The organism is Ruegeria sp. C2, from assembly GCF_056537765.1.
Genome location: NZ_JBQFRZ010000001.1, coordinates 440,252 through 462,704, shown reverse-complemented (window position 1 = coordinate 462,704; position 22,453 = coordinate 440,252). Strand labels below are relative to the sequence as shown.

The 22,453-nt window shown below is 58.4% G+C and carries 23 protein-coding genes and 1 riboswitch; of the genes, 12 read left to right on the top strand and 11 right to left on the bottom strand.

The annotated features are described in order from the left end of the window. Positions 1-47 precede the first annotated feature (47 nt). The 3 genes from ACR0IV_RS02365 to metZ form a co-directional block, all read right to left on the bottom strand. A complete protein-coding gene (locus ACR0IV_RS02365; protein ID WP_480658051.1) occupies positions 48-890 on the bottom strand; it encodes a hypothetical protein in 843 nt (280 codons plus the stop codon). A 281-nt stretch (positions 891-1,171) separates the two neighbouring features. Then, positions 1,172-2,275, bottom strand: a complete 1,104-nt coding sequence (gene folE2, locus ACR0IV_RS02360) for a GTP cyclohydrolase FolE2 (RefSeq protein WP_480658052.1) — start codon at positions 2,273-2,275, stop codon at positions 1,172-1,174. 180 nt (positions 2,276-2,455) lie between these two features. Beyond that, a complete protein-coding gene (gene metZ, locus ACR0IV_RS02355) occupies positions 2,456-3,646 on the bottom strand; it encodes an O-succinylhomoserine sulfhydrylase (protein WP_480658053.1) in 1,191 nt (396 codons plus the stop codon). Positions 3,647-3,706: 60 nt separating this feature from the next. After that, positions 3,707-3,784, bottom strand: a riboswitch (SAM riboswitch). Between the two features lie 129 nt (positions 3,785-3,913). On the opposite strand from metZ, the gene ACR0IV_RS02350 reads away from it, so the two are divergent. The 4 genes from ACR0IV_RS02350 (at position 3,914) to ACR0IV_RS02335 (ending at position 6,830) form a co-directional block, all read left to right on the top strand. Next, complete coding sequence (locus ACR0IV_RS02350) at positions 3,914-4,603, top strand: glutathione S-transferase N-terminal domain-containing protein (protein ID WP_480658055.1); 690 nt, start codon at positions 3,914-3,916, stop codon at positions 4,601-4,603. Positions 4,604-4,717: 114 nt separating this feature from the next. Continuing rightward, complete coding sequence (locus ACR0IV_RS02345; protein ID WP_480658057.1) at positions 4,718-5,551, top strand: TPM domain-containing protein; 834 nt, start codon at positions 4,718-4,720, stop codon at positions 5,549-5,551. 194 nt (positions 5,552-5,745) lie between these two features. After that, a complete protein-coding gene (locus ACR0IV_RS02340) occupies positions 5,746-6,069 on the top strand; it encodes a 2Fe-2S iron-sulfur cluster-binding protein (RefSeq protein WP_480658059.1) in 324 nt (107 codons plus the stop codon). 62 nt (positions 6,070-6,131) lie between these two features. Next, positions 6,132-6,830, top strand: coding sequence for an FG-GAP repeat domain-containing protein (locus ACR0IV_RS02335; protein WP_480733196.1), 699 nt, complete (start codon positions 6,132-6,134; stop codon positions 6,828-6,830). A gap of 94 nt (positions 6,831-6,924) precedes the next feature. Here the strand turns inward: ACR0IV_RS02335 and purD are convergent, their stop codons facing one another. Next, positions 6,925-8,187 carry a phosphoribosylamine--glycine ligase gene (purD, locus tag ACR0IV_RS02330; protein WP_480658063.1) on the bottom strand — a complete coding sequence of 421 codons (1,263 nt, stop codon included), beginning with the start codon at positions 8,185-8,187 and terminating at the stop codon, positions 6,925-6,927. Positions 8,188-8,262: 75 nt separating this feature from the next. Between purD and xseA the strand changes: the two genes are divergently transcribed. Together xseA and ACR0IV_RS02320 are read left to right on the top strand one after the other, a co-directional pair. Further along, positions 8,263-9,750: an exodeoxyribonuclease VII large subunit gene (gene xseA, locus ACR0IV_RS02325; protein ID WP_480658064.1), complete on the top strand. Its 1,488-nt coding sequence runs from the start codon at positions 8,263-8,265 to the stop codon at positions 9,748-9,750. 2 nt (positions 9,751-9,752) lie between these two features. Then, on the top strand, positions 9,753-10,400 hold the full coding sequence (locus ACR0IV_RS02320; RefSeq protein ID WP_480658065.1) for a glutathione S-transferase family protein: 648 nt from the start codon (positions 9,753-9,755) through the stop codon (positions 10,398-10,400). A 2-nt stretch (positions 10,401-10,402) separates the two neighbouring features. Here ACR0IV_RS02320 and ACR0IV_RS02315 read toward each other — a convergent pair whose 3' ends face one another. Continuing rightward, positions 10,403-10,798, bottom strand: a complete 396-nt coding sequence (locus tag ACR0IV_RS02315) for a hypothetical protein (RefSeq protein ID WP_480470164.1) — start codon at positions 10,796-10,798, stop codon at positions 10,403-10,405. Positions 10,799-10,928: 130 nt separating this feature from the next. Between ACR0IV_RS02315 and ACR0IV_RS02310 the strand changes: the two genes are divergently transcribed. The 5 genes from ACR0IV_RS02310 to ACR0IV_RS02290 all read left to right on the top strand — a co-directional run bounded on the left by ACR0IV_RS02310 (position 10,929) and on the right by ACR0IV_RS02290 (position 15,142). Beyond that, a complete protein-coding gene (locus ACR0IV_RS02310) occupies positions 10,929-11,567 on the top strand; it encodes a lysoplasmalogenase (RefSeq protein WP_480658067.1) in 639 nt (212 codons plus the stop codon). Between the two features lie 59 nt (positions 11,568-11,626). Continuing rightward, positions 11,627-12,754, top strand: a complete 1,128-nt coding sequence (ftsY, locus tag ACR0IV_RS02305) for a signal recognition particle-docking protein FtsY (RefSeq protein WP_480658069.1) — start codon at positions 11,627-11,629, stop codon at positions 12,752-12,754. An 88-nt stretch (positions 12,755-12,842) separates the two neighbouring features. Next, the gene (locus ACR0IV_RS02300) at positions 12,843-13,745 is read left to right on the top strand and encodes an EamA family transporter (protein ID WP_480658070.1); all 903 of its coding nucleotides are present in this window, start codon (positions 12,843-12,845) and stop codon (positions 13,743-13,745) included. A 16-nt stretch (positions 13,746-13,761) separates the two neighbouring features. Continuing rightward, positions 13,762-14,367, top strand: a complete 606-nt coding sequence (locus ACR0IV_RS02295) for an inner membrane-spanning protein YciB (protein WP_480658072.1) — start codon at positions 13,762-13,764, stop codon at positions 14,365-14,367. A gap of 106 nt (positions 14,368-14,473) precedes the next feature. After that, positions 14,474-15,142 (top strand): Crp/Fnr family transcriptional regulator, encoded by a 669-nt coding sequence (locus tag ACR0IV_RS02290; RefSeq protein WP_480470169.1) that lies wholly within the window; start codon positions 14,474-14,476, stop codon positions 15,140-15,142. Between the two features lie 228 nt (positions 15,143-15,370). Here ACR0IV_RS02290 and ACR0IV_RS02285 read toward each other — a convergent pair whose 3' ends face one another. The 6 genes from ACR0IV_RS02285 to rpiA all read right to left on the bottom strand — a co-directional run bounded on the left by ACR0IV_RS02285 (position 15,371) and on the right by rpiA (position 21,583). Further along, on the bottom strand, positions 15,371-16,810 hold the full coding sequence (locus tag ACR0IV_RS02285) for a Do family serine endopeptidase (protein ID WP_480658574.1): 1,440 nt from the start codon (positions 16,808-16,810) through the stop codon (positions 15,371-15,373). Between the two features lie 184 nt (positions 16,811-16,994). Beyond that, entirely contained in the window at positions 16,995-17,189 is a 195-nt protein-coding gene (locus ACR0IV_RS02280) for a DUF2065 domain-containing protein (protein ID WP_480658074.1), read from the bottom strand. Continuing rightward, positions 17,189-18,085 carry a protease modulator HflC gene (gene hflC / locus ACR0IV_RS02275; RefSeq protein ID WP_480658075.1) on the bottom strand — a complete coding sequence of 299 codons (897 nt, stop codon included), beginning with the start codon at positions 18,083-18,085 and terminating at the stop codon, positions 17,189-17,191. Before hflC ends, ACR0IV_RS02280 begins: the two co-directional genes overlap by 1 nt. Next, positions 18,085-19,227 carry an FtsH protease activity modulator HflK gene (gene hflK / locus ACR0IV_RS02270; protein WP_480470172.1) on the bottom strand — a complete coding sequence of 381 codons (1,143 nt, stop codon included), beginning with the start codon at positions 19,225-19,227 and terminating at the stop codon, positions 18,085-18,087. Before hflK ends, hflC begins: the two co-directional genes overlap by 1 nt. A gap of 81 nt (positions 19,228-19,308) precedes the next feature. Beyond that, the gene (gor, locus tag ACR0IV_RS02265) at positions 19,309-20,667 is read right to left on the bottom strand and encodes a glutathione-disulfide reductase (protein WP_480658077.1); all 1,359 of its coding nucleotides are present in this window, start codon (positions 20,665-20,667) and stop codon (positions 19,309-19,311) included. 130 nt (positions 20,668-20,797) lie between these two features. Then, positions 20,798-21,583 carry a ribose-5-phosphate isomerase RpiA gene (gene rpiA / locus ACR0IV_RS02260; RefSeq protein WP_480658078.1) on the bottom strand — a complete coding sequence of 262 codons (786 nt, stop codon included), beginning with the start codon at positions 21,581-21,583 and terminating at the stop codon, positions 20,798-20,800. Between the two features lie 167 nt (positions 21,584-21,750). Between rpiA and ACR0IV_RS02255 the strand changes: the two genes are divergently transcribed. After that, positions 21,751-22,452 carry a glutathione S-transferase family protein gene (locus ACR0IV_RS02255; protein ID WP_480658079.1) on the top strand — a complete coding sequence of 234 codons (702 nt, stop codon included), beginning with the start codon at positions 21,751-21,753 and terminating at the stop codon, positions 22,450-22,452. Position 22,453 lies beyond the last annotated feature (1 nt).

The window sequence follows — 22,453 nt, the reverse complement described above, 5'->3', positions numbered from 1 at the left end:
GGCAGCGTTGGCGCGCTAGCCCGACGGTGTCAAGCAGATGATCCGCGTTAAGTGTCGGATTTCGCAGATGCGGGCGGCATTGCGGGCGGTTTCGATGGTGCCCGCGTGCGACGAGCGGCGGATTTGGCCTGCTCTATATTTGCTGTGGCGATGGGCTTTTCAAGCGCTGGCTTGGCCGGGGCGGTTTTCGCTGCCGTAGCTTTGACCGGAGCGGGCTTTACTGCAGCGGTTTTCGCAGGTGCTGGCTTTGTCGCTGCGGGTTTGGCCGGGGCGGGTTTCGCAGCCGTGGCTTTGACCGGAGCGGGCTTCACTGTTGCGGGTTTTGCAGGTGCCGCCTTGGTCACCGCAGGCTTGGCCGGGGCGGGTTGCGCAGCCCTAGCGGCTGGCTTTGGGGTCACCGCAGGTTTAGGAGCGTTTGTGGCTTCCCTCGCCTTTGCCGCGGCCGCTGATTTAAACGCAGCAACAGCTTTCGCTTCGGTCGACACGGGTTTCGCAGCAGCTTTGGCAGGGGCGGGCTTGGCCACAGGAGCCGACTTGGCCGCAAGTGTGGGCTTGGCCGCAGGAGCGGGCTTAACCGCAGCAGGTTTCGTCTTGGGTGCAGCCTTTGCCTTAGGGGCGGCCTTGGGTTTCGCGGCCGCTTTGGGCGTTGCTGCCACTACTTTCGGTTTAGTTGCGGATTTCGCTTTCGGCGTCGCTGGTTTTGCCGGTGCCACCTTGCGCGCCGTAAGTGCCGGTGTTTCGACCGTTTTCAGCCCTTGCAAGGGCGCCATCGGCAGTTCAAAGGCTGCACGGGTCATGATCTGCATGATCTCCATCTGGCTGACCATCGCATAGCCGGCCACACGAATGGCCGCTGCCTGAAACTCAAGCGGTTGAGAAATCGGATTCATTGCATGTCTCTCCTGATAAAACCGAGGCAGCCGGAAGAAGAGTAAAGGACCTCGTCCGCCCCAATCGTCCGGGCGGATTTGCAGGTTCGCGGTCCAAGGCGTCGCACGTCCCGGCTTCCTTTCGGGCTGCACGACCCAGCATGCGCGGGCGTGCAGCAGCTGCACTCGGGCTCAGTTTAACGCAAGTCAGGGCGCAGATGCAGCATTTCCTGCTGCATTGCGGCAAAAAGGCGCCCATTCGGGATTTTTGATCGTTTTTCCAGCAGCTTCCGTTGGGTCAATCAACCAACATGGAACAACGTGGTGAACAAACGCGGGTCCAGGCTGGCAGATTCGAAGGTTGGACCCTCGGTCAGAATCGATACGGCATCGTGGCTGTGCAGGCTTTCCTGATGACTCGCGATCACCCGAAAATCGCCGACATGGTGATCGGCCTGCAGCTCGGCGCAGAACAGACGCGCGGCATCCTCGACAAAGATCGGATTCGCGGCGTTCAGCTCGGCAAAGGCCTGTTCATCCTCGCGCTTGACCATCACTTGCGTTTCGGTCGGAACCGCACGACGGCAGAGCGCGATCAGATCCTCGAACCACAGGCAGTCGGCGTTGCAATCGACCACAACGGAAATCCGGGCCACCGAGCGCTGCGAATGCGGTGTTGCCAACTGTCCACGCGTGGCGCGCGCGTGCTCGCTTAGCTCAAGTGAACATGGGCATGTCGAGGAATAGACATAGTCCAGATGCATGATCTTCAGACGCTCACCGCCCCGCTCGACCAGTTCCAGCGCGATGTCGTAGTATTGGTAACCGGACAAGCCCGAGCGCAAGCTCTTGATCTGATCCGGATAGGAAAAGCGCATCTGAATGCGCGCATCCAGGCTGTCCAGATCAGATAGATAATCGCTCAAGGCCGCTTCCATCACCTCAAAACTGAAGGTGCGTTCGGCGTGCTTGTAGAAAGACCGCATGATCCGGGACATGTTGATGCCCTTCTTCTCGGCCTCAAGACTGACCGAACCGGTCACTGAAGTCTCAAGCGTCAGTTCTGCACCATTCTTGCGGTGAAATCGGATAGGCAGTCGAAAATTCGAAATGCCAACGTGCTGGATTTGCTGTTTCGATCCCCGGATCAAGCTGGAGGGACCGTTTTGCAGGTCGGGCAAGGTGACCTTGTAAGCCGCGTTCGACTCGAAATCCTCGGGATACTCGCGCGATAGGGCCGGGTAATTCGTCGACACAAGACCCGGAACAAGTTGCGCAACCGCCGGATCAAGCTGACTGATCTCGGCAGCCGAAGCAGATTTCGCCCAGTCGCGCAACAGCTTAAGCGCTGCTGCGGCCTGATTGTGATCAGGCGTCTCGTTGATATCGCGCGGATGAATGTTCATTTGCACGGGTCCCTTGCTAGGCCGTCGGTTATATACGACCGAGGTTTAATTACCAGTCCGGAACGATACGCGCGGGATAGCATCCCGGATCGAAATTAAATGAGAAAAACCGTCACTTTTCAACCAAAAGCGGCCAATCAGGCGGGTTAAACCCGCCTGACCAAGAATTACCAGCGGGCGTTAACCCTGAGATGCAGCCAAAGCCCGCTCAATATCCGCCAGCAGATCGCCCGCATCCTCAAGCCCCACTGACAGGCGGATCAGGCCCGGCGTGATACCTAATTCATCCCGCTGCTCTTCACTCAGACGCTGGTGCGTAGTGGTGGCTGGATGGGTTGCAATTGATTTGGCATCGCCAAGGTTGTTCGAGATTACCGGGATCGTCAGCGCATTCAGGAACGCAAAAGCGCCTGCTTTGCCACCCTTGATGTCCAACGACAGAACGGTACCGCCTTTGCCGCCCAACTGTTCCTGCACCAATGCGTTCTGTGCATGCGTCTTCAGACCGGGATACAGCGTCCGCTCCAGTGCCGGATGCCCCTCCAGAGCTTCGGCAATTTTCTGTGCGCTGTCGGCCTGCGCATTCACGCGCAATGCCATGGTTTCAATACCTTTGACCATGATCCACGCGCTAAACGGGCTGAGCGCACCGCCAGTGTGTTTCATGTAAGGCTCGACCGTACCGCGGATGAACTCTTTTGTACCGATGATCACACCACCCAGCGCACGCCCCTGCCCGTCAATATGCTTGGTCGCCGAATAGACGACGACGTCTGCGCCCTGTTCGATCGCGCGCGAGAAGACCGGGGTCGAGAACACGTTGTCGACGATCACGGTTGCACCAACTGCATGAGCCAGTTTCGACACCGCAGCAATATCGATCACTTCAAGCGTTGGGTTTGACATGGATTCGAAGAACACCGCCTTGGTCTCAGGCCGGATTGCAGCCGCCCACGCATCCAGATCGGTGCCATCCACAAACGTCACCTCGACACCGTAGCGGGTCAGGATGTTTTCGAGGATGTACAGGCAGGACCCGAACAGCGCCTTGGCCGAAACCACGTGATCGCCTGACTTCAGCATCGAAGTCAGCGCACCATTCACAGCAGCCATGCCTGAGGCGGCAGCAAACGCGTCCTCGCCCCCTTCCAGCGCGGCAATGCGTTGTTCGAACATCGAAACGGTCGGGTTTCCGTAGCGGGCATAGATGAACTCATCCGGGCCGGTCTCAATGAACCGGGCCTCGGCCTGCTCAGCATTCTCATAGACAAACCCTTGCGTCAGAAAGATCGCCTCGGAGACTTCGTTATATTGACTGCGACGAATGCCGCCATGGACGGCTTGGGTGCGTTTGTTCCAGCTCTCGCTCATGTCATTCCTTTCAGCCCTCGAGGGGGCAAACAAAAAACCCCAGACGCGGTCAAGCGAAAGGGGTCTTTCATCCTGACCTTTTAGCGGTGTTGTTTAGCGTGGCCCGCAATCCGGTAACAAATCGCCACGTATTGGGCATGCGTTTACGCCGCGTCCCGCCGATGGTCAAGACCGGTCGGATGCCGGTCACGCTTTCGTAACACTGCAACGCTGCCCCTTGCCGCGCGCGCCTAAACCCTCATGATCGCGATAAGCTGAGGAGGTATCATGATCGATCTGTATTTCTGGCCCACGCCGAATGGCTGGAAGGTTTCCATCGCTCTGGAAGAGATGGAGTTGCCCTATTCGACCCACCTGATCAATATCGGCAAGGGCGACCAGTTCGACCCCGGGTTTCTGAAGATCTCTCCCAACAACCGCATGCCTGCGATTGTCGACCCTGATGGCCCTGACGGCGCACCTGTTTCGATCTTCGAAAGCGGTGCGATCCTGATGTATCTGGCGCGTAAAACGAGGCGTTTCTACGGCAAGACCGAGCGTGAACGGATCGCGGTCGAGGAATGGCTCATGTGGCAGATGGGTGGCGTTGGCCCGATGGCCGGCCAGGCGCATCACTTCCTGAAATACGCCCCGCAGCTGGAGCCACCGCAAGACCTTCCCTATCCCAAGGACCGCTACCGTTCCGAAGTCGCCCGCCTATATGGCGTTCTCGATCGCAGATTGGCCGAACACGAGTATGTCGCAGGCGATTTCTACTCCATCGCCGATATGTCGATCTGGGGTTGGGCAAGCCTCTGGGAAGGGCAACAGCAGGTACTGGAGGACAAACCGCACTTCACCCGCTGGCTCCACATGATGAGCGCCCGCCCCGCAGTGCAGGCCGGCCGCGCGCTACATGCGGAATTGCGCGGGGACCATCGGGACAAACAGGCTCAGGGGGTCTTGTTCAGGCGGTGATCACGGTCAAAACCGCTAATGGAATACGGCGAATAAATCTCTCAGGTTCTGATCAAATCCTGATTGCCGCGGCATAACCTTATGATATGCTTCAGCAAAAATCCGCGAGTAGTCATGAGAATTTTATTCGTCTTATTAGTAGTTTGGGCCAGCGCTGCGCTTGGACAAACCTATCCTGATTATCAAAGTACGACCGTCAATGACTTTGCCAATTTGCTCAGCCCGTCGGATGAGGAGACACTTTCCAAACAACTAGGTAAGCTCAGACGCGAGACAGGGGTTGAATTGACCATCCTGACGCTGCGCACTCAAAGCGACTATGCCCACAATCTGACGCTCGAACAATTTGCAACCGAACTGTTCAACCACTGGGGGATCGGCGACGCTTCGCGAAACGATGGTGTGCTTGTGATGGTCTTGCGAGACGACAGGGCCATGCGAATCGAGCTTGGCGCCGCTTATGGGCGAAATTGGGATCAGGCCACGCAACGCATTGTTGACGAAAAATTCCTCCCGGCCTTCAAAACAAACAATTATGCAATTGGAATCAAGGTCGGTACCACAGCTGTCATAGATCAGATCGTACAACCTTTCCGCACTGGAAAGGCCGCACCCGCCAAGAAAACAAATGATGATCCGGGTCTCTGGATGTTTGGTCTCTTTGCAATGATGATTATGATGCTCAAGGGCCGCAATTTCATAAGCGATAGCTTGGTGCGATTTCGAACCTGCCCAAGATGTGGCAACCGCAGTCTGCGGCAGAGGCGCCGCATCACACTTGCCGCAAGCACAACCACGGCTGGTTCAGGCGTGCGCCGAATTGAATGCCTTAAATGCGATTATGTTGAAGAAACAAACTATTACATCCCTCAGGTTTCCAATAGCTCCCGCGGAGGTGGTTTCGGCGGTGGTCGATCTGGTGGTGGTGGCGCATCCGGGCGTTGGTAGCATCCATCGGGCAAACGCTTTGCCTAAATCCCCCTCCTTTGTCGCATTGTGACTGTGTCGCCCGAAAAGTACATCAGGCTTCACCAAGGCCGCAAATATCCGTTCGCGGCATCCAAGGTCGCAATTCCCACTAGAAACACTTAACTCCCTTCACTAAGGAAGAATTCGACAATCGAAGAAGGAAGACGCACGCAATGGCAAAGATCACCTATGTCGAGCATGGCGGTACCGAACACACAGTCGAGGTCGCCAACGGACTGACGGTCATGGAAGGGGCCCGTGACAACAATATTCCCGGCATCGAGGCCGATTGCGGCGGCGCCTGCGCCTGCTCGACCTGCCATGTCTATATCCACCCCGACTGGGTCGAGAAAATCCCGGCCAAGGACGACATGGAAGAAGACATGCTGGATTTCGCTTACGAACCCAATCCTGCCCGCTCGCGCCTGACTTGCCAGATCAAGGTCACCGACGCGTTGGACGGCCTTGTTGTGCAGATGCCCGAAAAGCAGATCTGATGTTCTCCAAAGCGCCGCGTCCCCCGGTTCGCCTATGGCAATCTCGGTCGCGCGGCGCGTTGTTGACATCACTCGTGTGGCTGATCGGAACGCTCCCCGCGCTTTCGGCAGACAGGATCGCATCCGCACATTTTTCCGAACCCACCAAACGCTATGCACATGGTGTACTCGGTGACGCTATTGAGTATGGCGCGCTCGATCTGGTCCTTGATGGTATAGGCTCGGACCAATCCACTCTTACCATTCGCCTCTCATCGGATCGCGTGTTCGAAGATCTCATGCCTCGGTTGGCAGATGTGGATGGCGATGGAGCACCCGAAGTTATCGTCGTCGAATCCCAGGCTCAGACCGGCGCACAATTGGCGATCTATAACGCGCGCGGCACGAAAGTTGCCGCCACACCACATATCGGTACCCGCAATCGCTGGCTCGCCCCAATCGGTGCAATCGATCTCGATGACGACGGCAATGTCGAGATCGCTTATATCGACCGTCCCCATCTGGCCAAAACCCTGCGCATATGGCGCTACAAAGATGGCGATCTGACCGAAATCGCGACGATCCCCGGCCTGACCAACCACCAGATCGGAGAGGACTTCATCTCCGGCGGCCTACGCCAATGCGACGGCGCACCTGAACTGATCGTTGCCAGCGCCGACTGGTCCCGCATCGTCAGCGTCTCCTACAATGGCGGTTGGGAAACCACCGACCTCGGCCCACTCAGGAACCGCAAGGATCTCACCACAGCTCTGACCTGCTGATCCAGCCTTCATCTGGCTAAAAATACTCCGGGGAACGCGAAGAGTAGCGCCTCTCACCCAAAACAATATAGACGGGCAAAGCCTAACAATCAGATCAGAGCGCCCGCCAGCCGATATCGCGGCGATAGAACCCCTCGGGCCAGTCCACGCCATCCACCATCGCATAGGCCCGGTCCCGCGCCTCCTGCAGTGTTTCGCCGCGTGCCGTCACATTCAGCACGCGGCCACCGGATGCCACGACCTGCCCGTCGACTGCTTTGGTGCCTGCGTGAAACACCATGTTGCAGCTGTCCTCCGGCAACTCGCCCAAACCAGAAATCGCCGAACCTTTCTCGTAAGCACCCGGATACCCTTTCGCAGCCATAACTATGGTCATGGCGTGATCGTCAGCCCAGTTAACCCGTGTCTCACCCAATCGCCCTTCGGCAGCGGCGTGCATCAGGTCCATGGCTTGCGCCCCCAGACGCATCATCAGAACCTGGCATTCCGGATCGCCAAACCGCACGTTGTATTCTACCAGCCTGGGCTGACCGTCCTTGATCATAAGGCCAGCATACAAAACCCCTTGAAACGGCATCCCCCGCCGTTTCATTTCGGCCATGGTTGGGCGAATGATTTCGTCCATCGCACGTGCCTCAACCTCTGGGCTCAGAACAGGCGCCGGAGAATAGGCCCCCATACCACCGGTATTCAGGCCGGTATCCCCCTCTCCGACACGTTTATGATCCTGAGCGGTGCCAATCGACAGAATTTCATCCCCGTCACAGAGTACGAACAGCGAGGCTTCCTCACCCTCCATGAACTCTTCGACGACCACCTCAGCACCGGCACCGCCAAAAACACCACCAAACATATCATCAATGGCGTCCAGTGCGGTCTGCTCGTCCATCGCCACGATCACGCCCTTGCCTGCAGCGAGACCGTCAGCCTTGACCACGATGGGCGCACCCTGTTCACGGATATATGCTTTTGCGGGATCCGCTTCGGTAAATCGCGCGTAAGCTGCTGTCGGTGCCTTCGCCGCGTCGCAAATCTCTTTGGTGAAGCTCTTGGAAGCTTCCAGCTGCGCCGCCGCGGCCGAGGGGCCAAAGACCAACACGCCTGCTTCGCGCAAACGATCCGCAACACCCGCCGCCAGCGGGGCCTCAGGGCCAACGATCACAAAATCGATTGCGTTTTCCTCGGCAAAACTGACCACGGCTCCACCATTCTCGATATCCAATGCAGCGCAATCGGCGATCTGAGCAATTCCGGCATTACCCGGTGCCACGATCAGACGGTCGCATTTGGGATTCTGCATCACTGCCCAGGCCAGACTGTGTTCGCGCCCACCGCTCCCGAGAATGAGGATATTCATGACTGCTCTCCGATCTGCTTGGCCTCGCTTGCCGCGCGTTCTAAGCTGGGCGAGCATTTGACACAAGGCGCTGAAATGTCCGACCTGCTTGACGACCCCATTCCCGGCCAAAATACCCCTGAATACACCGTCTCGGACATTTCCGGAGAGGTGAAGCGCACGCTCGAAGGCACGTTTGGGCGAATCCGGGTACGCGGCGAGGTCGGGCGCGTGTTCAAGGCCCGCTCAGGGCATCTGTATTACGACATCAAGGATGATCGGAACGTATTGGCCTGTACCACGTGGAAGGGCCAGATCTCTGGCCTGTCGGTTGTGCCTGAAGAAGGGCTCGAAGTGGTCGTCACCGGCCGCCTGACGGCCTTCGGTGCCCAGTCAAAATATAACCTGAACGTCGATGAAGTCGCAGTCGCCGGACAAGGCGCTCTGATGGCGCTGTTGGAGAAGCGAAAAAAGCAGCTCGAATCCGAAGGTCTATTTGCGCCTGAGCGCAAGAAACCCCTGCCCTATCTGCCAGAAATCATTGGCGTCGTCACCTCACCTTCGGGCGCGGTGATCCGTGATATCCTTCACCGCTTGCGCGACCGCTTTCCCCGTAAAGTCCTGATCTGGCCCGTGGCCGTCCAGGGCGCCAACTGCGCCCCTGAGGTGACCCGCGCCATCGAAGGTTTCAATGCGCTCACACCAGGCGGCGCGTTGCCCCGCCCCGACCTGATCATCGTCGCGCGCGGAGGCGGTTCAATCGAAGACCTCTGGGGGTTCAACGAAGAAAGCGTCGCCCGGGCCGCAGCCGCCTCAGACATTCCACTGATTTCAGCCGTAGGTCACGAAACGGACACCACACTGATCGACTATGTCTCGGACCGCCGCGCGCCGACCCCGACGGCCGCTGCCGAACTCGCCGTACCTGTTCGCATGGAACTGCTGGCCTGGACCGGAGAACAAGGCGCCCGCCTGTCCCGCGCCGCCACCGACGCCGTGCAACGCCGAAGCCAACGCCTGCGCGACCTGTCCCGCGCCCTGCCGCGCCCCGAGGCACTGCTGGACAGCCCGCGTCAACGGCTCGATCAGGTGGCCGAGCGCCTGCCCAGCGCATTGATCCGGGGCGTACAAAATCGACGTGTCAAACTGCTTGATACCTCGGCTCACCTGCGCCCCTCGACCCTGCGCAACCTGGTCGAAACCCGCCGCGACCGCTGGCGCAACCTGTCGTCGCGCTTGTCCCTGCGCCCGATTCAGCGAGAACTGCAAACCCGACGTGAGACACTGGATCGCCTGTCAGAGCGTCTGAACACCGCGCAAACCACACGCCTGGATCGCATGCGTCAGCAACTAGACGCCACCGACCGCCTGCGCGAAACCCTCAGTTACAAAGCAACGCTGGAGCGCGGCTATGCCGTTGTCCGCGCAGGAGATCAGGTTCTGACCCGTAAAGCCGAAGCCGAGAAGCACACCAGCCTGGAGATCGAATTCGCAGATGGCAAGTTCAGCACCGGCCAAAGCGACACGATCAAACCCAAACGCACGCCCAAACCGCCGACTCCCGATCAGGGGTCACTTTTTTAGCTATGCTTAAAATCTGGGGCCGAAAAACATCTTCGAACGTACAGGCGCTGATGTGGTGCATTGGCGAACTAGGCCTGAAGTATCAGCGTCACGATGTCGGGCACAGGTTCGGCGGTCTGGACAGCCCCGAATTCGCCGAACTAAACCCGAACCGAACCATCCCGGTTCTTCAAGATGGAGATAATACCCCGCTGTGGGAGACCGGAGCTATCCTGCGATACCTCTCATCCCGATATGGCGATGATGCATTTTGGCCTTCAGACCCCGTGCGGCGCGCAGAGATCGACAAATGGGCTGAGTGGGCCAAGATCAACATAGCCATGGCTTTCACAGTGCCCGTCTTCTGGCGTGTGACAAGAATAGCACCCGCGGATCGTGACGATACTATGATCACACAAGCTGTTTCTCATTTGGAATTCAGACTGGCCATAGCTGATGCGCAACTATCTCAAACGGAGTATCTAACGAGTTCGAGTTTAACACTGGCCGATATACAGCTGGGACATATCCTGTACCGATACTACGATATCGATATCAAACGTGCGTCATTTCTCAATCTTCGCCGCTACTACGAAACACTGACCCAGAGGCCCGCATACCAGCATCACGTCATGATCAGTTATGAGGAATTAGAGGTCTCAGATCTCTGACATCAAACCCCGATTTCGGGTCCGTAACAGATCATCTCTTCGCCGACATCCTCGGCCTCATAGAGCTCTGTCGCTGTCGGATCACCTTCGAACTGCGCAATCAGCCTGCCCCCAAACTCGGTGAAAACCCAGCATTGCGGGTCCAACCTGTCTTCGTACAGAAAACATATCTGGTCTTCGCGCTCGTACCAGACACCTTCCTTGCAGTCCCCATCCAGAAATGACCAGATCACGCGCCGATTGGGTAAATATCGCTCAACCCCATAGGCCTGACCGTCAAAGCCATAGAACAAGGTCTTTCCACGGGTATAGGCGTCAAACTCGGTCCCCGATAACGGCGATTGCGCCGCAGCGGATTGCGCAAGAAGCGCCAGCAGAATCATAGACAGTCTGTACATAGCAGCATCTTGTCAGATGCCGCCCACTTGCACCAATCAACCTTTCCACAGCGCAGACTACCCTCACGTCACATCTTGATGACCTCACGCAATCATGACGACATGAACGTAACACTCTTGGGGAGGAACAATGCCGACACTTCTTTTCTGGGCGGCGGCCGCCTGCGCACTGGCCTACCTACCGCTCACGGCCCGCCCCGCTGGTATTCTACGCACCCAGTTGAAGACCGCATCCGTCGCGTTGTTGGCGCTCATTGCATGGCTCACGGCTGCACCTTGGTTGCTCGTCCTCGCTCTGGCCCTATGTGCCATCGGCGATGCCCTGTTGTCGCGCGAAACCGAGGCCACCTTCATGGCCGGGATCGCAGCGTTCGCCACCGGACATCTCGCCTACATCGCGCTGTTCCTGACACATCCGGTCAGCGATCCAAGCCTGATCCTGACGCAACCCGTTATCTTCTGGTCATTGCTGGTTCTGGGCATCGTCATGGCCACCCTGCTTGCCCCGCGCGCCGGAGATATCAAGGGGCCAGTCCTCGCCTATATTCCGATCATCCTGGGCATGGGTATCGCCGTTCTGTCCCTGCCGGACGCGGGTGCATTGCGCTGGGCCATGCCCGCTGCAATGGCGTTCATCGCGTCGGACCTGATCCTTGCGACCGAGAAGTTCCTGCTGCCTGCAGACCACCCCGCTCTAAAGCTAACGCCCTACATGATCTGGCCACTCTACTGGGGTGCGCAGGCCGGGTTCCTGATCGCCTTCACCTGACCCTTTGCAACTGCCGCCAATCCGCATTAGGTGAGGGGAACACCTGCGGAGACCTAGAAATGGCGTTTTTCTCAAAGCTCAAGGACAAGCTGTTCAAATCCTCCTCACGCCTCGAAGAGGGGCTGGACGCGATCGTCGAGGATGGCGGCGAGGAAACTGCACCCGATCCGGTGATTCCGCAGCCCGAACCGGAACCGCAACCGGTCCCCGAGGTGCCCTCACCGGCACCCACGCCCCAACCCTCCGAGCCGCCCTCTCCCGCACCTGCAGACCCCGCACCAGCCCCGCCGCCGCCCGAATCTAAAGGACTGCTGGGCCGTCTGTTCAGTCGCAGCGATACCCAAACCGTTGTCCGTCGTACGCTGGACGACGACATGCTGGAACAGCTCGAAGAGCTGCTGATCGCCTCCGATATGGGCGTCGACACCGCCCTGCGTGTCACGTCGAACATGGCCGAGGGGCGCTTTGGCCGCAAACTTTCGACCCAGGAAATCAAACAACTGCTGGCGCAAGAGGTGGCCCGCGTGATGGAGCCTGTGGCCAAACCCATGCCGCTTTATCCAAAGCGGCCGCAGGTGGTTCTGGTCGTGGGCGTCAACGGCTCCGGCAAAACCACAACCATCGGGAAACTGGCCAGCCAGTTCAAAGCTGCAGGCAAAAAGGTCGTCATCGCCGCCGGGGACACCTTCCGTGCCGCCGCCGTCGAACAACTGCAGGTCTGGGGCGACCGCGCCGGCGTGCCCGTCCTGACCGCACCCGAAGGCTCCGATCCCGCCTCGCTGGCCTTCGACGCGTTGACCAAGGCGCAAAACGAAGGCGCTGACCTGCTGATGATCGACACCGCAGGCCGCCTGCAAAACCGCGCAGACCTGATGGAAGAGCTGGCCAAAATCGTTCGCGTCATCCGCAAGGTCGATGACACCGCCCCACACAACACCTTGCTGGTACTGGACGCCACCACCGGCCAGAACGCCCTCAGCCAGGTGGAGACCTTCCGCAACCTCGCCGACGTCTCAGGCCTCGTGATGACCAAGCTCGACGGCACCGCCAAAGGCGGCGTACTCGTCGCACTGGCCGATAAGTTCGGACTTCCTATTCACGCCATCGGCGTCGGCGAACAAATCGACGACCTCGCACCCTTCGATCCCGAAGAATTCGCCGCCGCCCTCACCGGCTTGCAAACCTGATCCGCCCCTTCATCTGGCAAAAAATATCCTCGGGGGGTGTGGGGGGCAGACAGCCCCCCACCTTCTCCACCCAAGCGAAAGCCCCGATTTGAGCGACTGGCTGATCTCCCTTGAAGGCACCGAATCCGGCCACCACCTCGCCCTCGGCCTCGCGCTGATGGCGGCGTTCCTGCATGCAGTCTTTGGTGCCTTGCAAAAGGGCCGCCACGACCCCTGGATGTCACGCGGGGCGATTGACGCCTGTTATTGCCTGATGGCCATGCCTTTCGCCTTCTTCGTCGTTCCATGGCCCGAACCCTATATGTGGCCCATTTTTGCCGTCGTTTGGCTGATCCATATCGGCTACAAGATCCTGCAAGCGATGGCGTACACCAAAGGCTCCTATACCGTCGTCTATCCTGTGGTGCGGGGGACCGGTCCACTATTCACAGTGATTGGGGCTTATCTGCTATTCGGTGAGACGTTCTCGACCATCCAATGGCTCGGCGTGGGCACTCTGATGGCAGGCATCTTCGGACTGGCAGCGTATAACCTGCGCTATCTCGAAACCAATCGTGAAACTCTGGGGATCGCCCTGGCGCTGGCGATCGCCACCGGTCTCTTCGTCGCTCTCTATACCACCTATGACGCCTACGGAATCCGTGCCACAGCCGACCCGTTCACCTTTCTAGCGTGGTTTTTCATGATCGACGGGGCTGCCATGCCGATCTATGCAGCTCTCAGATACCGCGCCATGATCCATCGTCCGGCGCTCGGGCCTCTGATGCTACGTGGCCTTGCGGGCAGCATCATTGCCCCCATGTCTTTCGGTGCCATCATGCTCGCCACACGGCTCGACAAGGTCGGAGAAGCTGCGGTCCTACGCGAAACCTCCACCGTCTTTGCCGCGCTCATCGGCTGGCTGGTTCTGAAAGAAACTGTGGGACCCAGACGGATCACATTGATGGCATTGATTGCACTCGGCGCCGTAATAGTTGAAATGGGCGGATAAGCAGCAGGTCGGAATCATGGCAGAGAAAAAAGACATCAACCCATTCCTCAAACAGGTGCTCGAACTCGGGCCCCCGCTTGCCTTCTTCTTCATTTACTTGCGCCTGCGTGATGACAATTTCGTGATCGGCGGCATCGAGTATTCGGGTTTTATCGTCGCCACCATCCTCTTTGTTCCCCTGATGCTGGCCGCCATGGGCATCCTTTGGTATCTGACGGGAAAGCTCAGCCGGATGCAAATTTTCACCGCCTTCATGGTGATTTTCTTCGGTGGCCTCACCGCATGGTTCAACGACGAGCGCTTCTTCAAGATGAAAACCACGCTGGTCTACGGCTTCTTTTCCGTCATCCTCGGGATCGGTCTTTTGCAGGGAAAGTCCTATCTGGCTTACGTTCTGGACGAGATGCTGCCCATGCGTCAGGAGGGCTGGATGATCCTGACCCGCCGGCTGTGCGCTTGTTTTGCGGTGCTTGCAATGGCCAATGAACTGGTCTGGCGCACGCTGTCGACCGATCTCTGGGTCAAGATCGAAACCTTTGGATTTCCGATCGCGCTCATGGCGTTCCTGATGCTGCAATTCAGCATGCTGCAACGCTATATGGACGATCCGGACAAACAATAGAGCGCGGCCTGACCCAAGGAAAAGCCGACAAAAACCTTGGCTTAGGCGCAAAGCTGTGGAAAGTTTATCGAACTCGCACCACTCACCACCGGAGACCTGCGCCCGTATGATGGCATTTCCCAACAGTGGATTTCTTTCTGAAGCTTCTGAAGAGCTGCGCAAGATGCTGGCCTCTCTGGCCTCCGAAGTTACTCTCGACAGCGGCGACGTCCTGTTCGAACAGGGCGATCCGGGAGAGGCGCTTTATGCAATTCTCACAGGCACGCTCGAAGTGTCTTTTCTGGCCATGAGCGGGCGCAAGCTGTCGCTCAGGCTGATGCGTCCGGGTGAGGTGTTTGGCGAGATTGCGCTTTTTGACAGCGGCCCCCGCACGGCCACGGTTACAGCCGCCGATCCTGCCAAAGTTCTGCGGGTTCGGCATAAGGATGTGATGGATCAGATCCGAAAGAACCCCGATCTGGCGGTTGACCTGATCCGTTTGGCCGGTGTGCGCATGCGCTGGATGGGTGACCAGTTGAACGAACAGGTCTTTCTGCCAATGCCGATCCGGCTGGCGCGCAAGCTGCTGCATTTGGCCGGCCAGCAGGACACACCGACCGCGCGCATCACCCTGTCGCAAAGTGAACTGGCCGAATTTGTCGGAGCCACGCGTGAGGCGGTATCGAAAACCATTTCGACATGGAAACGAGACAACGTGGTCGAAGCCTCACGCGGAGGATTGCAGATTCATGATCTCGATGCGCTGCGGCAACTGGCCGAATCCGATTTAATCTAACTTTTCGGCACAGATGTGATCCGCTTCACATACGCGGCTTGAAGATTGCCCTAAGGTCAATCCTGTTACCGTAGGAGGTCGGTTTTATCATCCCCGATATCTGTCCACCGACCTCTCCCTGTACCAGAGCCATATGCCTTCCCCGGCATATGGCTTCTTTCTTAACAAAGTATTAAAAAAGGCCGGGGTCGTGACCCCGGCCTGTCATTTTCCAGACTAATCGTCTGATTACTGTTCTAAGCTCAGCGCCACGAATCTGGGTTCTCCACCACGGCGCACCAACAGCAACAGCGACTTGCGACCAGCCTCACGCGCCTCATCCATCCGCGCCTCAAGATCGGCGATCGAATCCACCTTCTGCTGGCCAGCTTCAGTGATCAAATCACCAGCGCGTAGCCCCTTCTCAAAAGCTTCGGAAGAGTCATCGACATTGGTCACCAGCAGCCCCTCGGCGTCGGCATCCAATCCCAGCTCTTCACGCTGGCTGTCACCCAAAGGTGCGATGGTCAGACCCAGAATATCCTTGTCCTCTTCCGTCGGCGTCTCAGCCTCAGGTTCTCCACCCTCATCTGTGCGCTCAGCATCCTCACGACGGCCCAAGGTCACCAGAACGGTTTGCGTGCCGCCGTCGCGATGCACAACCACGCGCACGGATTTGCCCACGGTCGTCTCACCGACCTGACGCACCAGCCCACGCGTATCTTCAACTTCGACGCCATCAAAGCTGATGATTACATCTCCGGCCAGCAGACCAGCTTCTTTCGCCGGTCCCTCGGGCACGTCACTGATCAGCGCGCCGCCGGGTTTATCAAGACCCATCGCCTCAGCCATATCTTCGGTCACATCCTGAATGCGCACACCCAGCCAGCCGCGGCGCGTCTCACCGAATTCGCGCAACTGATCGACAACCTTGATCACCACGTTCGAAGCCATCGAGAACCCGATCCCGATCGAGCCGCCATTGGGCGACAGGATCGCGGTATTCACACCGATCACCTCGCCATCCATGTTGAACAACGGTCCGCCCGAGTTTCCCCGGTTAATCGCCGCATCCGTCTGGATGTAGTCGTCATAAGACCCGCTCAGCGCCCGGTTCCGGGCCGATACAATCCCCGCTGAAACCGAAAAACCCTGCCCCAGCGGATTGCCCATCGCGATAACCCAATCACCGACGCGCATGGTGTCGCTATTGCCGAACTGAACGTATTGCAGCGGCCCCTCGGCTTCGACCTTCAGCAGCGCGATATCAGTTTTCTCGTCAGTGCCGATCACTTTAGCAGGCAGTTCCTTTACCGGCTGCCCGTCGCCAGGGAAGAATTCGATCAGAATTTCATCCGCTTCGGCAATGACGTGGTTGTTGGTGACGATAAAACCGTCTTCCGAGATCACAAATCCCGACCCCAGCGCATTGCTGCGGCGCGGGCGGTTTTCGCCGTTGCCGCCATTGCGGTCCTGGAATTCACGGAAGAAATCTTCGAACGGAGAGCCTTCGGGCACGATCCCCTGCGGACCAGTCTGCCCTTCGATCAGGGTCGAGGTAGTGATATTCACCACCGCCGGGCTGATCTTTTCGGCCAGCGGCGCAAGGCTGTCACGGGCCTGCGCGGCCAATGTCTGCGCCAGAACCAGCACCATCCCCATGAAGGCCAGCCACATCAGCCGTACCATCACACCAACATCGTCCCGCCGGACGGACACACTGCGCGCTTTCGCCTGCACTTGGGGTTCTCCTTGTCGATCGTTCTTCAGCGGGACCTAGCTTGAGGTCCCCTCTTAGCAACCAATGTAGTCAGTTTGGCCAAGCCCGCAACTCGGGATCGCGGGGAAATCACCGGCAAGTGAGAACCTTGTATCAAAAGCCGACCTGATAGGCTCCCCAGAGCAGGATAACGCCACTGACTACGCACAGCAGCCCCATCAAGCGCCGCGCCTGTTCTGGCAGTGCTCGCAATGCCTCTAACATGCGTTCAATAAGCGAAGGGGCCAGCGCATAGGCCAGCCCCTCGACAATTAACACCAGCCCGAAGGCCAGAAGGATCATACCCATTACTCAGAAGCCGCAGCCGCTGGCGCCCGCCGACCAGTCGGCGAGGCAAGGTAGTTGAAGAACTCGGAATCCGGGCTCAGGATCAAAGAGCTGTTGCTCCCTTGCAGAGCATTCTCATAGGCGGTCAGCGAGCGATAAAACTCAAAGAATTCCGGGTCTGCGCCATAGGCTTCGGCGAAGATCGCGTTGCGTTCGGCGTCAGCCTCACCGCGAATGATCTCGGCCTCGCGGTTGGCGTCCGATACCAGTTCGACCACGGTCCGGTCGGCCTGCGCACGGACACGCTGAGCAGCCTCGTTACCGCGGGCACGTTCGTCGGTTGCTTCACGTTCCCGCTCGGCCTTCATCCGGTCAAAGGTCGCCTCAAGGTTGGCTTGCGGCAGATCGGTCGCCTTCAGACGCACGTCGATCACGCTGACCCCCAGTGCCCGCGCCTCGGCAATCGCGCTGTTGCGGATGCGCAGCATCAGCGCGGCACGATCCGAACTCAGGATATCGCGGGACGAGACCGAACCCAGAACCTCACGCGTTTCAGCGCGCAGAATGCGGTCCAGACGATCCTCGGCCACCGGGATACCGCCGACACCAACGGCCTGACGGAACTGTTCCAGATCGGAAATCCGATAGCGCGCGAAGGCATCAACCACCAGACGACGATCATCCAGAGGCGTCACTTCCAGCGGTTGAACATCAATGGACAGGATGCGGTCATCATAGCGAACAACTTCCTGAATCAGCGGGATCTTGAACGCCAGACCGGGTTCTTCCTTGACCGCTACAACGCGACCAAATTGCAGAACCAGCGCGCGTTCGCGTTCATCCACGATGAAGATCGAGGACAGAACACCTACAATCGCGATGAAGACGACGGGCAGTATAAATGTCGCTTTACGCATCAGTTGTTCCCTTCGGTCTGGCTACGGCGCAGTTCGTTCAGCGGCAGATATGGCACGACGCCCTGCCCTGATCCGGTCGAGTTTTCATCCAGAATGATCTTGTCCACATCACCCAGAACCTGCTCCATCCGCTCCAGATACAGACGTTTGCGGGTCACGTCCGGCGCTTTGGAATATTCCTCGAGAACCGCGCTGAAACGGCTGGCCTCACCCTGCGCGCTGTTGATCTGCTGGGCGCGATAGGCTTCAGCCTCTTCCAGAACCTGCGCCGCTTCACCACGCGCTTCGGCCAACACACGGTTGGCATAGGCGTCAGCGACGTTTTGCAGCCGGTCACGCTCCTGCGCAGCGGCCTGAACGTCTCGGAAGGCGGCGATCACGTCCTGCGGCGGGTCAGCCTTGTCAAAGTTCACACGGACGATATTCACGCCCGAGTCGTAGCTGTCCATTGTCTGCTGAATCAGCTCCTGCAGACGTTCGGCGATGATACCACGATCCCGGTTCAGGATCGGGGCCAGTTCGCTTTGCGCAATGATCTCGCGCATCGCCGATTCTGACACGGCACGGATCGTCTGACGTGGGTCGCGCAGGTTGAACAGGTACTTGGCCGGGTCATTGATGTTCCAGACGACCTGATAGTCGATATCGACCACATTCTCGTCACCGGTCAGCATCAGGCCATCGTCGCTGCCACGCGCGCCGCCCATGTCTTCGTTCTGTTCGCGGGTGACCGGGATAACCTCGGCAGTCACAAACGGCCACGGGGCAAAGTTCAGACCGGGATTACCAACGGCCGAGAACTCACCCAGGAACAGTTCAACCGACTGTTCTTCGGGCTTGACGGTGTAGAAGCTGGCCAGCCCCCACAAGACCGCAGCGGCCACAAGACCAATCGCAACGGTGCCCTTGGTAAACGCCGGACCACCGCCGCCGCCCGAGCCGTTCGTGCCACGGCCACCGCCGCCACGACCGCCCATCAGGACGCGCAGCTGCTCTTGACCCTTCTTCATCAGCTCATCGATCTCGGGGATCTGCGGGCCGTCGCCTTCGGGGGGCTTGCGCCCGTCCCCGTTGTTACCCCGATTTCCTCCGCCTCCGGAAGAGCCTCCGCCCCCCCAGGGGCCACCGCTGTTGCCCGCCATATTTGTCTTTTCCCTTGTTTAGACCGTGTAGGACCGTGTGATCACGGGTTCCCTTGTAACTTGTGTGCGCCCGGTTGCAAATCAAGCCGTGCGCACAGGTTGCCGCATTGTCACCAATTCCTCGGCCATGACCGGGTGAACGGCGACCGTACGGTCGAAATCTTCCTTGGTTGCGCCCATCTTTACGGCAATACCTGCCAGCTGGATCATCTCGCCCGCACCGGGTGCAACAATGTGGCATCCCAACACCTTACGCGTTGCCTGAGACACGATCAGTTTCATCAAAACCCGCTGTGTACCACCGGCAAACGCCTGTTGCATCGGCTTGAACGAGGTGGCGTAAATCTCAACCGGCTCTTGCGACGCTGCCTCTTCCTCGCTCAGACCCACGGTGCCGAATTCAGGCTGTGTGAAGATGGCAGTGGGTATTAGCTCGTGATCAACCGGGGTTGGGTTGCCTTTGAACACCGTTTCCACAAAAGCCATACCTTCGCGGATCGCCACCGGAGTCAGGTTGACCCGATCCGTGACGTCGCCGATGGCGTAGATCGAAGGCACGCCGGTCTGGCTGTACTCATCCACGATGATCTCACCTTTGCGGCCACGTTCGACGCCCAGCGCTTCCAGTCCCAGATCATCCGCATTCGGTGCACGACCCGTGGCATACATCACCACATCGAAGTGGTCCTGAGTGCCATCGGTCGCTTTGACACGGATCTTGTCGCCGTCCTTGGTCATCTCAAGCACGTTGGTGCCCAAGCGCACGTCGATACCGTTCTGGCGCATCTCTTCGCAGATCAGGCCGCGCGCCTCCTCATCAAAGCCGCGTAAAATCTGCGCGCCGCGATAGAACTGAGTCGTCTTGACCCCAAGCCCATTCATGATCCCGGCAAATTCACTGGCGATATAGCCTCCACCAACGATGAGAATGCTCTCGGGCAATTTCTCCAGGTGGAAAATCTCGTTCGAGGTGATGGCCAGTTCCGATCCGGGAAACTCGGGCACAACTGGGCGACCACCTGTAGCGATCAGAATATGTTTGGCCGTCTTGCGAGTGCCATCGGCCAGTTCGACCGTATGGGGATCAACCACGCGCGCGCGCTGATCAAAACTTTCAACGCCATTGTTCTTGAGGATGTTGCGATAGATGCCTTCCAGCCGATCCAACTCGGCAACCAGCTTGCCGTGGAACGTATCCCAATTGAACGCACCTGACTGAATATCCCAACCATATGCCTGCGCATCGCCGACCATCCCGGAATACTCGCTGGCAAATACCATCAGCTTCTTGGGCACGCAGCCCCGGATCACGCAGGTCCCGCCATACCGATCCTCTTCCGCCAGCGCCACCTTGGCCCCGTTTTCACCCGCCGCCACACGCGCCGCGCGAACCCCGCCCGAGCCGCCTCCGATGACGAACAGATCATAGTCAAAGCTCATGGGTGCGTTCCTTTTTTATTCCGCTTGGCCAAAATGCATTGGTTATCTGGGCCTGAATTCCGGGCTGCCAACCCCTTGGCAGCTGAAACTCTGGTTTTATTTCAGTGTCCACCAAATCGACATCCAGCACTCATTCCGCCAGATCCGAGAACAGATTATCCCCATTCTCACCCAGCATGTCAGTCTGGACCGTGCCTGCGTTGATATCACGCATCTCGACGCGGCCATCACCGTAACCGACCACGACCTTGTCGCAGATATCAATGAACAAGCCATTCTCAACCACGCCGGGGATCTGGTTCAATACAAGCGCCAGTTGCCGCGCATTGCCGATGCGTTTCAAATGCAAGTCCAGAATGTGGTTACCCTCATCCGTGACCTTCGGTGCTTCGCCATTCATGCGCAGGGTAACCGACGTGCCCAGCACATCAATCGTGTCCAGCGCCTCTTCGATCAGGGTGCGGGTGGTCTGCCAGCCAAACGGGATCACCTCGACCGGCAAGGGGAACGCACCCAGCGTTTCGACCTCTTTGCCCGCGTCGGCGATCACCACCATCTGATCGCTGGCCGTCGCCACGATCTTTTCCTGTAACAGCGCGGCACCGCCGCCCTTGATCAGATTGAACTCATTATCGAACTCATCCGCGCCATCGATGGTCAGATCCAGCCACCCGGCCTGATCCAGCGAGACGACTTCGATCCCCACCTCAAGCGCCAACTGTGCCGTTGCGGTTGATGTGGGAACCCCTTTGATCTTAAGCCCTTCGTCTCGTACGCGTTCACCCAGGCGACGGACCAACCAGGCAGCTGTCGATCCGGTGCCGAGCCCCACGCGCATACCGTCTTCAACCAGATCTGCCGCACGATAGGCCGCAACATACTTAGCTTTGTCGATCGGCGACAAATCCTTGCTCATAACTTCATCCCCTAAGCCTTCTGTTCGCCTTATACGGAATGCCCCTATCGACTGCGAGAGGCAAATCGCCCTGCAACTGTGCTAACATGCCGCTGAAATACGCCTTTCTAATAGGAAAGGTCGCAATCAGGTCTGTGTAGGATCGACTTGCGACATAGATAGATGCCATGGAAACGCCGTACCGTCTGCATTACGCCCCTGACAATGCTTCGCTGGTGATCCGGCTGACGCTGGAAGAGATGGGGTTGCCCTATCACACCGTTCTGGTCGACCGCACCCAGAACGAACAGGATAGCGCGGCCTATCGCGCGCTGAACCCAAACGGGCTGATACCGGTACTGAACACGCCACAAGGACCGATCTTTGAGACCGCAGCAATTCTGCTGTGGCTGGCTGACACCCATGGCAAAATGGCACCTGGACCAAACAGCCCGGAGCGCGCGGCCTTTCTGAAATGGCTGTTCTTCGCCTCCAACACGGTGCATGCCGACCTGCGCATCCTGTTCTACGCCGAAAAGTACATTGCTGCCGCGCAGGCCAACACACTGCGTGAGGGCATCCGCCCCAGGCTGCTTCAACACCTGAAGCTACTGGATACGCTCGCCCAGAACGCGCCCGAATGGTTTCGCGCCGACCACCCCTCGGTTCTCAGCTATTATGTGGCTTGCATGATGCGCTGGATGGCACTTTATCCCACACAGGCCGATCGCAGCTGGTATCAGCTGGCCGATACACCTTATCTGCAAAAAATCCTGATGCAGTTGGAGTTGCGACCAGCTACACGCGCAGCCAACACCGCCGAGGGGCTGGGAGCTACGCCCTTCACCTCACCTATCTATGCCAACCCGCCAGAAGGCTCAGCTATCTGAT

What these genes read in the sequence shown, in the direction of transcription:
- ACR0IV_RS02285 (WP_480658574.1), bottom strand. Translation starts at nt 16,810, where the DNA reads ATGGTACGGCTGATGTGGCTGGCCTTCATGGGGATGGTGCTGGTTCTG.
- ACR0IV_RS02365 (WP_480658051.1), bottom strand. Translation starts at nt 890, where the DNA reads ATGAATCCGATTTCTCAACCGCTTGAGTTTCAGGCAGCGGCCATTCGT.
- gor (WP_480658077.1), bottom strand. Translation starts at nt 20,667, where the DNA reads ATGAGCTTTGACTATGATCTGTTCGTCATCGGAGGCGGCTCGGGCGGG.
- ftsY (WP_480658069.1), top strand. Translation starts at nt 11,627, where the DNA reads ATGGCGTTTTTCTCAAAGCTCAAGGACAAGCTGTTCAAATCCTCCTCA.
- ACR0IV_RS02295 (WP_480658072.1), top strand. Translation starts at nt 13,762, where the DNA reads ATGGCAGAGAAAAAAGACATCAACCCATTCCTCAAACAGGTGCTCGAA.
- hflC (WP_480658075.1), bottom strand. Translation starts at nt 18,085, where the DNA reads ATGCGTAAAGCGACATTTATACTGCCCGTCGTCTTCATCGCGATTGTA.
- ACR0IV_RS02345 (WP_480658057.1), top strand. Translation starts at nt 4,718, where the DNA reads ATGAGAATTTTATTCGTCTTATTAGTAGTTTGGGCCAGCGCTGCGCTT.
- folE2 (WP_480658052.1), bottom strand. Translation starts at nt 2,275, where the DNA reads ATGAACATTCATCCGCGCGATATCAACGAGACGCCTGATCACAATCAG.
- ACR0IV_RS02280 (WP_480658074.1), bottom strand. Translation starts at nt 17,189, where the DNA reads ATGGGTATGATCCTTCTGGCCTTCGGGCTGGTGTTAATTGTCGAGGGG.
- ACR0IV_RS02310 (WP_480658067.1), top strand. Translation starts at nt 10,929, where the DNA reads ATGCCGACACTTCTTTTCTGGGCGGCGGCCGCCTGCGCACTGGCCTAC.
- rpiA (WP_480658078.1), bottom strand. Translation starts at nt 21,583, where the DNA reads ATGAGCAAGGATTTGTCGCCGATCGACAAAGCTAAGTATGTTGCGGCC.
- xseA (WP_480658064.1), top strand. Translation starts at nt 8,263, where the DNA reads ATGTCCGACCTGCTTGACGACCCCATTCCCGGCCAAAATACCCCTGAA.
- purD (WP_480658063.1), bottom strand. Translation starts at nt 8,187, where the DNA reads ATGAATATCCTCATTCTCGGGAGCGGTGGGCGCGAACACAGTCTGGCC.
- ACR0IV_RS02340 (WP_480658059.1), top strand. Translation starts at nt 5,746, where the DNA reads ATGGCAAAGATCACCTATGTCGAGCATGGCGGTACCGAACACACAGTC.
- ACR0IV_RS02320 (WP_480658065.1), top strand. Translation starts at nt 9,753, where the DNA reads ATGCTTAAAATCTGGGGCCGAAAAACATCTTCGAACGTACAGGCGCTG.
- ACR0IV_RS02350 (WP_480658055.1), top strand. Translation starts at nt 3,914, where the DNA reads ATGATCGATCTGTATTTCTGGCCCACGCCGAATGGCTGGAAGGTTTCC.
- ACR0IV_RS02290 (WP_480470169.1), top strand. Translation starts at nt 14,474, where the DNA reads ATGATGGCATTTCCCAACAGTGGATTTCTTTCTGAAGCTTCTGAAGAG.
- hflK (WP_480470172.1), bottom strand. Translation starts at nt 19,227, where the DNA reads ATGGCGGGCAACAGCGGTGGCCCCTGGGGGGGCGGAGGCTCTTCCGGA.
- ACR0IV_RS02315 (WP_480470164.1), bottom strand. Translation starts at nt 10,798, where the DNA reads ATGTACAGACTGTCTATGATTCTGCTGGCGCTTCTTGCGCAATCCGCT.
- metZ (WP_480658053.1), bottom strand. Translation starts at nt 3,646, where the DNA reads ATGAGCGAGAGCTGGAACAAACGCACCCAAGCCGTCCATGGCGGCATT.
- ACR0IV_RS02255 (WP_480658079.1), top strand. Translation starts at nt 21,751, where the DNA reads ATGGAAACGCCGTACCGTCTGCATTACGCCCCTGACAATGCTTCGCTG.